General features: G+C 52.9%; 7 protein-coding genes and 1 pseudogene. 2 read left to right on the forward strand and 6 right to left on the reverse strand.

Annotated elements, in window-relative coordinates:
* The 6 genes and pseudogenes from RDN66_RS19005 to RDN66_RS19030 all read right to left on the reverse strand — a co-directional run.
* A pseudogene (locus RDN66_RS19005) lies at positions 1–227 on the reverse strand (site-specific DNA-methyltransferase); the annotation flags it as partial.
* A 59-nt stretch (positions 228–286) separates the two neighbouring features.
* Positions 287–1,696, reverse strand: a complete 1,410-nt coding sequence (locus RDN66_RS19010) for a DUF2130 domain-containing protein (protein ID WP_016243773.1) — start codon at positions 1,694–1,696, stop codon at positions 287–289.
* 2 nt (positions 1,697–1,698) lie between these two features.
* The gene (locus RDN66_RS19015; protein WP_016243774.1) at positions 1,699–3,579 is read right to left on the reverse strand and encodes an ATP-dependent endonuclease; all 1,881 of its coding nucleotides are present in this window, start codon (positions 3,577–3,579) and stop codon (positions 1,699–1,701) included.
* Positions 3,580–3,613: 34 nt separating this feature from the next.
* Positions 3,614–4,303: a DUF4391 domain-containing protein gene (locus RDN66_RS19020; RefSeq protein ID WP_047749108.1), complete on the reverse strand. Its 690-nt coding sequence runs from the start codon at positions 4,301–4,303 to the stop codon at positions 3,614–3,616.
* On the reverse strand, positions 4,300–7,578 hold the full coding sequence (locus RDN66_RS19025; protein WP_016243837.1) for a helicase-related protein: 3,279 nt from the start codon (positions 7,576–7,578) through the stop codon (positions 4,300–4,302). Before RDN66_RS19025 ends, RDN66_RS19020 begins: the two co-directional genes overlap by 4 nt.
* Positions 7,578–8,483 carry a YafY family protein gene (locus RDN66_RS19030; RefSeq protein WP_016243836.1) on the reverse strand — a complete coding sequence of 302 codons (906 nt, stop codon included), beginning with the start codon at positions 8,481–8,483 and terminating at the stop codon, positions 7,578–7,580. Before RDN66_RS19030 ends, RDN66_RS19025 begins: the two co-directional genes overlap by 1 nt.
* Before the next feature lie 427 nt (positions 8,484–8,910).
* Here RDN66_RS19030 and RDN66_RS19035 point away from each other — a divergent pair, with 427 nt between their 5' ends.
* Together RDN66_RS19035 and RDN66_RS19040 are read left to right on the forward strand one after the other, a co-directional pair.
* Entirely contained in the window at positions 8,911–9,774 is an 864-nt protein-coding gene (locus RDN66_RS19035) for a GTPase family protein (protein WP_016243835.1), read from the forward strand.
* A 91-nt stretch (positions 9,775–9,865) separates the two neighbouring features.
* The gene (locus RDN66_RS19040) at positions 9,866–10,687 is read left to right on the forward strand and encodes a DUF932 domain-containing protein (RefSeq protein WP_008324532.1); all 822 of its coding nucleotides are present in this window, start codon (positions 9,866–9,868) and stop codon (positions 10,685–10,687) included.
* The last annotated feature ends 148 nt before the right edge of the window (positions 10,688–10,835 follow it).

Here is a 10,835-nt window from a genome sequence, read left to right on the forward strand (position 1 = left end):
GCCGCGAGCAAGGCTTCGCGCTTACCGGGCCAGTTCAGGTGGTAGCGTTCTTGCGGTCCTTCCACAATCGACTCAGCAAGCTCCTGCCGCAGTTGGTCAAAATCCACCGCCAGTTTCACACTGCCGTCTTCGCCCTTGGCTTCGGTGATGCAGCCTGGAAACAGATCGCGAATGCGGGCGATGTTGTCCTGCGTGAGATTTGGTGAATGCATTTTTAGCTTTTCCATGTTCTTTTCCTCTGGACGTCGCACTGTTGCGCGGCGTCCTAATTCTTTCTGGGCTGGTTTTATTCGGCGTCAGAATTGTTTTGGTGTTTGAGCTCGGCAAATTTGGCAGCCATCGTTGGGTTGCCGCGCGTGAGTCGCTTGACCGTCAGGTCTTCGGCTTTATCGTTGGCAAGCCGAAGATTGTTGGCGGACTTGTGCAGGGCTTCTTTGGTCTTTTCAAGGTCCTTGATGGCTTCGTCGATGCGCTTGACCGCTTCTTCAAACCCATCTGAAGCCAAACGCCAGTTGCGACCGAATGCGGTCTTGAAGTCATCGAGCTGGGTTTCAAATTGGGTGATGTCGATGTTCTGCGCCTTCACCAGCGCCAGCTCGGACTTGTATTGAAGTGACTTCATCGCTGCATTGCGTAGTAGCGTGATGATGGGGATGAAGAACTGAGGCCGAACGACATACATCTTCGGGTAGCGGTGAAACACATCAACGATCCCAGCGTTGTAAAGTTCACTGTCTGGCTCCAGCAGGGAAACCAGCACGGCGTATTCGCAACCTTTTTCGGTGCGGTCCTTGTCGAGCTCCTTGAAGAAGTCTTCGTTTTTCTTCTTGGTTGCTGTTTCGTCGCCTTCGTTCTTCATCTCGAACATGATCGAGACGATCTCGGTGCCTGCATCATCCATGTCCCGGAAGATGTAGTCGCCCTTGCTGCCGGTGCGAACGTCGTTGTCTTTTTCGAAGTAGGCCATTGGGAATGCGGTGGCTCGGAGACGGTTAAACTCAATCTCGCAATGCTGCTCCAGGGTTTCCCCAATCATCTTGGTCGACAGCCGTGCCTTCATGTCCCGCAGACGTACAATCTCACCATCGCGATCTTTAAGCTGTGTTTCGTATTTATCTTTGAGTGCAGTCTCGGCAAGTTGCTTTTCCAATGCTGCTCGCTCTAGTCCGTTCTTGAGTTCGTCACGCTCCTTCGTCACCACGCTGACCGCTTCGGTGAGCGCGAGCTTTTGTGTAACTTCGCCCGCTGCAAGCTTGGCCTGCAGACGCTGAATCTCCGCATCCTTGGTGGCCTCGGCTTGCTGTAGCTCACTTAATCGCTTCGCCTCGGCCAGTTGAGCTTTAGTTTCAATCTCTTGCTTTGCTTTTTCCAGCGCGTTCCTCAGTGCATCGCGATCTTTTTCTACCGCGCTCAGCGCCTCACTGACAGCAAGCTTTTGCGCCACCTCTCCTGCATCCAGCCTAGCCTTTAATGCCTGGATTTCGGCATCTTTTTCAGAAGCAGCCTTCTGCAATTCGCTGGTAACCTTGGCTTGAGCCAGCTCGACCGCATTTTGCTTGTCCCTTTCGGCCAGCTCAAGGCGTTCATGTAACTGCTTCTCAAAGTCAGCATCGCGAACCTGTTTCAGAATGTCTGAGTAACCAGCTTCATCAATCTTGAAAGCCTTGCCGCAATGGGGGCAGATGATTTCATGCATAGTCATTTTCCTTCTACCTTGGCCAAAATTTGCTGGAGCATCTCTGGCACCGCCCCTGCGGATTTGAGTGTCGCCGTGCGGTATGCGAGTTGGTTCTTCGAGAGACTAATACCTGTGGCAATCTCGATTTCACTGCAAGCAGCTAGCCACTCAGGCCAGTTGGCTACGAGAAATGATTCCAGATGGTCTTCAAAAATGGCGACTGTGTCGCCTACGACAGCTTCCGGAAAATCTTCTTCAGCAATACCGAAGTATTTCAGAGCTGTCCGGTTTTCTCGGGCATTTTTTGCAAGTTCTTCATCGATCTTGTTTTGCTGTTTTCCTTTGGCTTTTGCTCGCGCCGCACATGCTCTGTCAGCATCGAAAAGCGCATAAACCGGGATACCGAGTGCGGACAGGATGGCATGGACAAGAGGAATCGACGTCTTGCCTCCGACTGGGACAATGGAAATACCAGCGGCTTCAAGCGCACCATGAGATATTTTGTCGCCTATACCGTGGAACACCGATGACTCGGTGGTACCCTCCACAAGAAAAGCGCGATGGGCAAAGAGGGCTACAGCCAGTTGCTCTGAAACGATGCCATCTAACTGACGTTCGACAACATCACCATTTACTATCTGGTGCAGCCTGGTCTTCACATCATCAATGGAGGCAAAGTGGATAGTCACAGTCGGAGTCTCTCCAGATGATCGCGTCAATCTCCTGACATGATCAAAATGGCGGGCCTCAAGGAAATAAGGGCTGTGCGTTGCATAGGTTACTTGGATACACTTGTCGGGGTCTTCAACAAGTGAGCGGAGCACTTTTGCAAACGCCTGTGCCTGAATCGGGTGCTGAAAGAGCTCAGGTTCTTCAATTGCTAAACAGATGACTCCGTCGGCTGAAGCTGCTCCCGATTGTGCCAAGAGCTGGAGCGCCGAGATCAGAATAGTCCGCTGAAAACCATGCCCCTGTCGCTCTACCGCTGTTTCGGTTGTACCATCGAGCACGGATACTTCGAACGTGGTCTTGGGGGCTTTGAGCTCTACCTCTGCGGGAGAAACCGTGACCGCCCGACCGGGTGAGTATGAGCAAACAACCTCGTTAAGCTGCGTCGTCATCACCTTAAGCTGGGCTTGGAATTTCTCTTCGTAGACTTTCTGCTGCTTTGCTCTGGACTCCTCGACGATTGCCGCAATCTCCTGATCTGCCGCTGCACGATCAACGGAGCGTTCCAGGATGCGTCCGATGATGCTCGATTTACCGTCAATGGACTCTTCGCTTGCACGAAGGTCTGCAGTCACCAGCACAAAATCGAAGAGGCCGCTCATCTTGCCGCCGCTGTTGAAACCAAAGAAGTTGGTTTGCAGCGATTCGGGGGCGTCTACGAGTAACTCTGTATGTGATGCCTCCCAGGTAGTCATTGCCTGGTCAATGGCTGTACCGGTAGTGGCTGTAGGAAGCTCCAGCTCTGGACGACTAGTTCTGAGATTTGTATAAAGCTCCCTCTTCGCCGCTACGCCATTTGCAGTTTTGATTACGTTGAACTCTGGGAATCCCTTTGCGTTTGCAGAGAGCACATCGGTGCCGTCAGCTGAACGGCGCTTCCACGCCGTGAATGTAGCTGCGCCCTCTGGAGTGTACTTACCAAGCGCCTCCCGATCCTTTTCGGTGAGATCTGCGAATGTGACTTGCACCTCGATGTCTTCGCTAGCTTCTCCAAAGGAGCAGTCTTTCTCTGTCAGCGAGCCGGGCTTGCCGTTGAAGAACCAATCGAGTGCATGTAGCACTGTCGACTTGCCAGCGCCGTTCGGCCCTATGAATGTCGTAACGGAGTCGAAGGGAATCGTGACGTCTTTGAGTGCCCGGAAGTTTTTGATGCGAACGGATTGAATCTTCATTTCAGTTTTATTCCCTTATACCTGTTGTGATCTATCAATGTTTGAGTTCTTCCAGTTCTATTTTCAACATTCGCAGTTTGGCGTTGATCTCTACCTTGCGGTTGAATTGTTTTTCTTTGGCAAGTCTGCTGGCTATTTTTTCAACCTCACGTTCCTTGGCTGCAACCAGTTCGACACGTGCGACCAAATCCGCGAGACTTTCTTGTAGGCGCGCGGGCGTGGAGATCAGGCTGTGAAGCAACTGCTCATACAAGCCGCCCAAGTCGAGTGCTAAGGGCATGGCGGCGCGCTCACAGTCACTCGGCAACCAGGCTGTTGCAAAGTAGTCACTCAAGACCCAACGGCTGGCGTCTGACTCATTGGGGCGTTTGTACGCAGCGATCACCTTTGTTCGGCCATCAAAGCTCAGCTCGAAGATAATGGGAAACTGCACTGCGCCATCGATGCAACGCAAAACGTCCAGATTCAGCTCCGATGCCTTGAGCTGGATTGAGAAAATCTGAAGCTCTGGTACTCCCAGCCTGGCGGGCAGGTTGATCGTTTCCGGAGCCAACTTGTATTGCCAGACGATCTGCTCCACCTGCTCGACGAACAAGTCCTTCAGCCTCGTATTGGCGCCGCTGTGTTCGTAGATCTTATTCTTTGGCAGGGTACGACCAAAGACAGCCTGCTTCGGATAATTGATGAACGCGGTATTCGACTCAAATCGCGCAGATTGACTCATCCGGCCTCCTGAATGATAAGGAAGGTGAGCAGTTCGAAGTCGTCCAGCCCGGCGATGGTATTGACCAGCGCGGTGGTCTTACCGCCGCAGAAGAGGCTGTCCAGATCCTTCTCTTCTTTCACTTCAATCATTGAGCGGATGGCCTTGCCAAGCAGGTCCGAATACACCTGCATCTTGCGGCCATCGGCCGTTTCCTCGTTGAATAGCAGACAGGCATCTGTAATAGGCTGGGCTTGTCCCTTGCAGCAAGTGCGTACCAGATCCAGTAAACGTTTGACTTCGGTGTGATCGTGAATGACTTCACCCTCGCGATTGATATAGACGAGGTAGTAAGGGTGCAGCCGGTTGTGTTGACTGACGTTGACGCTCGGATTGCGGTTGCGCAGCGTGAAGATCACACCAGGGCGCAGGCCCATCTCCGGCTTAGCAGACACTACGGCGTGCATCCCGCTTGGCACGTTGCTCAATTCGCCATTAGCCTTCACATAGTTGAGCAAGTCCATTCGGAAGTCATTGAGCCCGAGATCAGTGATCGACACTCCGGTTTTCAGGTCTTCCAGCTCAATAACCTCCTCCTGCAGACGTCGCAATTGCTCTTTGCGATAAGACACGTCGTTGGCTTGAGCACTCAGCACGTTGTCATCGCCAGTGGCTGTGACATCAGCAATCATCATCCGGCTCTCAACTCGTTCCTTCAGATTGATATATTCGTCGAGTGAGATGTCTGGCCAGTAGTTAACCAGTTGGATGCTGCTATTAAGTGAACCGATGCGATCCACTCGGCCGAAGCGCTGGATGATGCGCACTGGATTCCAGTGGATGTCGTAGTTGATAAGATAGTCGCAGTCCTGCAGATTCTGGCCTTCAGAGATACAATCGGTGCCGATCAACAAATCGATCTCTGCCTCCTCATTTGGCAGCACGGTGGCTTTCTCCTTCGAGTGAGGCGAGAAAAGGGTGAGCAGTTCCTGGAAGTCATAGCTCTTCTTCAGCGTGCATTTTGGCGCACCCTTGCCGGTGACTTTCGCGCTGTGCAAGGTATGTGTTGCCAGCAATTCCGGAGCCAAATTGGCATACAGATAGTCAGCGGTGTCGGCGAAGGCGGTGAAGATCAGTACCTTCTTGTTACCGGGATTCAGGGGTGCTGTGATCTTCTTCAGGATCAGTGCCTTTACGTGCTGCAGCTTAGCATCATCGGCAGCTGTGATCTTATTCATCGACGTCAGCAAGGCATCAATGATTTCCAGATCGACCTTCAGCTCGTGCTCCCATGAAGGCAGGTCCATATCGGCGAGGCTGATTTTGACTTTGCCGCCGATCTCGCTGTCGCCAATGTTGGGCAAGTCGTCGTCTGCGTCAAGGTTTTCCAACTGCTCGGTCAGGTCATTGATTCTGCCGTTAATACCGCTGAGGTCACCGGTGTGATTGAACGAGCTGATCTTGTCCAGTGTATTTGTGAGGTTCGTGCGCAGGGACTGGAGCGTCAAGCGGAAGGACTCAATCGAACTTTCCAGGCGCTTGAGCAGGTTGGTCGTCATTAATGCCTGCAGGCTCTTTTCGCGATCGACTTGCTTAAGCTTGCCCTTGCCTTCGACCTGAGTGTCATACATCTCCTCGTACTTCTTGAGCCGACTGGGCAGGATGTAGCTGATCGGGGCGTAAACGGCGAGCCGGAGCAAAGACAGTTGCTCGAAGATTTCGTTGAAACTCATCACATCCGTTCGCTGCGTGAGCGGACAGTGGAACGACAAGGGCTTGCGGCGCTCGGGGAATTGGCCGATCTCCGTGGTGTCGTAGAAGGTTTGAATATGCTTGCGCGAGCGTGCGATGGTGACGCTGTCGAGCAATTCGAAGAAGTCGAAGTCCAACGAGTCCAGGATGGCTCGCGCTGTGCGCTCTTCCGGCGGAAGCTTTGCCCATGCATTGAAGCTGGCCTGCGCACCACGGAAAATGTCTTCTACCGTCTTGCTGGTACGCAGCTTCTTGCTGAGGTTTTCTGAATCGCCTTCGTAGGCTAGTGCCAATTGGTTGCGCAGGTCATTGAAGCGGTTGTTCACCGGGGTGGCCGAAAGCATCAGCACTTTGGTTTTCACGCCCTCCTTGATGACCTTGTTCATCAGTATCTGGTAGCGGGTTTCCTTGTCTTTGTAGGCGTCATTGTTGCGGAAGTTGTGTGACTCGTCGATGACGACGAGGTCGTAGTTGCCCCAGTTGATGCGATTCAATGGTGTTCCAAACGACTCGCCGCTCGTACGGCTGAGGTCAGTATGACAAAGCACGTCGTAGCTGAACCGGTCGCGAGCAAATATGTTGGTCTTAAGGTTGCGGTTATAGTTCAGCCAGTTGCCCGCAAGTTTTTTGGGGCATAACACCAGAACTGACTTGTTGCGCAGTTCGTAATACTTTACGACGGCAAGTGCGGTGAAGGTTTTGCCCAAGCCCACGCTGTCGGCCAGGATGCAACCGCTGTAGTTTTCAAGTTTGTTGATGATCCCAGTGGCAGCATCTTTCTGGTAATTGAAGAGTTTGTTCCAGATGAGCGTGTCTTGATAGCCCGTGCGGTCATTGGGCAGGACATCCTCGTTGAGGTCGTCCAGAAACTCATTGAAGATGTTATAGAGCATCAGGAAGTAGATACTTTCAGGCGAGTTTTCCTGGTAGACGGATGCAATGTGGTCGCAGATCTGCGCCGTTACATCCTCCAGCTTCTCAGGATCTTGCCAGATCTGGTTAAACAGATTGAGGTAGGTCGCCGTAAACGTCGACTCGTCCATTTTGTTGACGAGGTTTGAAACAGCATTGCCTTGCTGGTAGCCAAGATCGACGGCCGTAAATCCGTGCAGTGGCATGTAGGCAGTCTCTGCGGCGGCGGCCTGAACACAAGCAAACTGCTGCATCGGAGCCTTGCTGCGATTGGACTTGAATGTTGTCTTACGCCGCATCCAGTCCGCACACTCTTTTGCAATTGCGCGCTGGGTCAGTTTGTTGCGCAGCTGAATTTCGAACTCACTACCGTACAGACTACGTTCGCGGTCAGCCTTCGGTATGTGGAATTCTTTGCGTTCCTTACGAATCTTGTCGGTTACTTCATTGGCGGTGAACGTCGGCGAGGTAAAGATGAATTGCAGCTCGTCGATTTTTTCCAGCTCTGCTTTTAGCGCTTCAAACGCGTACATCGAAAAGCAGGAGGCGGCGATCTTCAGGCGAGCACCGGGTTTGAGCGTCTGCTTTAGGTCGTCTCCGAGCAGGCGATTGATATTGTCGATCAGTTCCATCAAGAGTCAGCCTTTATAGAGGTGCTATAGCCTGGTGCCAGTAAGGCGTTTTTCACGCCGTAGATCGCGAGATGATCTTTGAGCCATAAACGGTACTCCGGTCCATTTAGGCAATGATCGGGTGAGCAGTCAACACGCCAGCGCTGCAACATATAGCCTGCCACCGCTGCACGAACGTACATCCTAATCGAGCCACCGGTCATCCCGTAGTCCATCTCGATGATTTCGGGGCGTTCAACACGTGGGTGCGGCACGAAATCCAACTCAACGATGCGCGTCCACTGGATATCATTATCCGGTCGTTCGTTGGCCTGCGGAACCTCTTCAAGCAATGTTGGCGCTTCGATGCGGGTGACGACGAAATCCCGAAACTCTCCACTCTTGCGATCAAAGGCCCGGGCGTGCCAGCGCAGGCCGGTATCTACCAAAGCAAAGGGCACAATGACCCGTTCGGACTTTCCGCTGCTCATCGAGTGGTAGCGGATGGCGACGGGGCGCTTGGAGTGGATGGCTCGACAAATCACGGCCAACACATCCATCTTGGGTATGCTCAGGGCTGTGGGGGATTCACAGGGTAGCAACGCCTGCATTGGGCCATTCACGCCATCGCCAAAGCCCAGAGCCAGCGCCGACAGAACACGCTGCGATGCGTGCTCGAACAACGGAGAGAACGCCTGCCCGATACGATAGATCTTGTCGCTACCATCAAAGGTGATGTTATTCGGAGCGATCTCCCGGTACAAAGCCAAATCGCGAGTCGCTCCTGCTGGAGCAACGCCAAAGCGCTCAATCAGATCTGGGCGACCGATCTCACCGAAGAAGTAAAGCCGAAAATCGATGTAGGCCAGCCGTTCGCGCTGGACCTGACTCAAGTCGTCAAGCCGCTTACAAGGGGGACTAGGCATGAATCATCACTATAGGGAAAAATAAAAATTTAATACGGTAATCAATAAAGTGCCATGATTATAATCAAATTGATGATAATCGACATTAATATTTATGTAAAAGCAAGAGATGACGTTTCAAACGTAGACAGTCATCGTATTAGCCGATGTTTCTACAACGTTAGATTAATGCCTAACAACTATAAAACCTTACTGCCCAATGCCCTATCGCCCCTCGGACAATTTGCCCTTATCCACTGATCGGGCCTGAGGATGAGGGGGGCAGAATAACCTAACGACTTAGGGGCCGGGATCACAGGCGGCAGCTGTTTAACGCTTACCTTAATTCAAATTATTTTCAGACATATATCATTCTTCTGAACATACCCGACTAACGGCGGAATCTCACGATTCTGCCGTTTTTGTATTATTTTTCAGAGGAGTAGTAATGAACAATTCTGAAGGTTTGAAGCCGTTTCAGCAGTCGCTTGATGGTCTGCCACAATGGGTATCTGAACGTATATTGCAGCAGATAAATCAGTTAACCCGCTACGAGCCAGTGATCGGCATTATGGGTAAATCCGGAGCCGGGAAATCCAGCCTGTGTAATGCCCTGTTTGCCAGTGAGGTATCGCCAGTCAGCGATGTTGCTGCCTGTACCCGTGAGCCACTGCGCTTTCGGCTGCAGGTTGGTGAGCGGTTTATGACGCTGGTGGACCTGCCCGGTGTGGGTGAAAGTGGCGCTCGCGATACCGAGTATGCTGCGCTGTACCGCGAACAGCTTCCTCGCCTCGACCTGGTGCTGTGGCTCATTAAAGCCGATGACCGCGCACTGGCAGTGGATGAGCACTTTTATCATCAGGTAATTGGGGAGGCATACCGGCATAAAGTACTGTTTGTGATCAGCCAGTCGGATAAGGCCGAACCCACCAGCGGTGAGGGACTATTGTCCACGGCGCAGAAGCAGAATATCAGCCGCAAAATCTGTCTGCTGCATGAGCTGTTCCAGCCCGTACATCCGGTGTGTGCTGTGTCGGTCCGTCTACAATGGGGGCTTAAGGTGATGGCCGAGCGAATGATTAAGTGCCTGCCACGTGAGGCCACCAGCCCGGTAGTGTCGCAACTCCAGTCTTCCTTTCGCACGACGGTAGTCCGGGAGCAGGCTCGTAGCGACTTTGGTGAAACCGTCGGTGCTGTACTCGATAGCATCAGTGCCTTTCCCCTGATACCCGCCCCGGTGCGGGCCGTCATTCAGGCCGTGCGCAACACCGTGGTGTCAGTGGCCCGCGCCGTCTGGGATTTCTTCTTCTGAATATTTAACCCATTCCTGTTATTTCCCTGACCCTGTCGCCGATGCGACGGGGATCCCTTTTATTTGTTTTCCCGTTATGAGGAGTCTGCTTATGACCCGTCTGGCTTCGCGCTTTGGCGCAGCAAACCTTATTCGTCGCGACCGCCCGTTAACCCGCGAAGAGCTGTTTCGCGTGGTGCCCAGTGTATTCAGTGAGGACAAACACGCATCCCGTAGTGAGCGTTATACCTATATACCCACCATATCCCTGCTGGACAGCCTGCAGCGCGAAGGCTTCCAGCCGTTCTTTGCCTGTCAGACCCGGGTACGCGACCCGGGTCGACGCGAGCACACAAAACACATGCTACGCCTTCGTCGGGAGGGGCAGATTACCGGTAAACAGGTACCAGAAATTATCCTGCTCAACTCCCATGATGGCACCAGTTCGTACCAGATGTTGCCGGGTTTATTTCGTGCGGTTTGTCAGAACGGGCTCGTCTGCGGTGAGTCATTTGGCGAGGTGCGTGTGCCGCACAAAGGCGATGTAGTGAGTCAGGTGATTGAGGGGGCCTATGAAGTGCTGGGCATTTTTGACCGTGTGGAGGAGAAGCGGGATGCGATGCAGTCGTTGCTGTTGCCACCACCTGCGCAGCAGGCACTGGCAAAAGCCGCGCTGACGTACCGCTTTGGTGAGGACCACCAGCCGGTGACTGAGTCGCAGATCCTCTCCCCGCGCCGCTGGCAGGATGAGAGTAGCGACCTGTGGACCACGTACCAGCGTATTCAGGAGAACCTGATTAAGGGTGGGCTCAGTGGCCGTAATGCCAAAGGAGGACGGTCACATACCCGTGCCGTTCGCGGTATAGACGGGGACGTGAAACTTAACCGGGCACTGTGGGTGATGGCGGAAGCGATGCTCACGCAACTGCAGTGACCGTTTAATGTTGCCGCTTTGTTAATATCGGACACCACCTGTCCGCATCGCACCGTGCTGGCGGTCCTCACTGACTGAGTGAATGGCCTGTAACCCCCTCTGCCTCTGGCTTTTGCATAAATGAAAAATAGTTTCTGTGATGGCCATA

The sequence above is a fragment of the uncultured Kluyvera sp. genome (assembly GCF_902485085.1).
Lineage (GTDB): Bacteria > Pseudomonadota > Gammaproteobacteria > Enterobacterales > Enterobacteriaceae > Kluyvera > Kluyvera ascorbata.

Excerpts from the sequence above, each read along its gene's own strand:
- RDN66_RS19010 (WP_016243773.1), bottom strand. The coding sequence starts at position 1,696 with ATGCATGAAATCATCTGCCCCCATTGCGGCAAGGCTTTCAAGATTGAT.
- RDN66_RS19015 (WP_016243774.1), bottom strand. The coding sequence starts at position 3,579 with ATGAAGATTCAATCCGTTCGCATCAAAAACTTCCGGGCACTCAAAGAC.
- RDN66_RS19020 (WP_047749108.1), bottom strand. The coding sequence starts at position 4,303 with ATGAGTCAATCTGCGCGATTTGAGTCGAATACCGCGTTCATCAATTAT.
- RDN66_RS19025 (WP_016243837.1), bottom strand. The coding sequence starts at position 7,578 with ATGGAACTGATCGACAATATCAATCGCCTGCTCGGAGACGACCTAAAG.
- RDN66_RS19030 (WP_016243836.1), bottom strand. The coding sequence starts at position 8,483 with ATGCCTAGTCCCCCTTGTAAGCGGCTTGACGACTTGAGTCAGGTCCAG.
- RDN66_RS19035 (WP_016243835.1), top strand. The coding sequence starts at position 8,911 with ATGAACAATTCTGAAGGTTTGAAGCCGTTTCAGCAGTCGCTTGATGGT.
- RDN66_RS19040 (WP_008324532.1), top strand. The coding sequence starts at position 9,866 with ATGACCCGTCTGGCTTCGCGCTTTGGCGCAGCAAACCTTATTCGTCGC.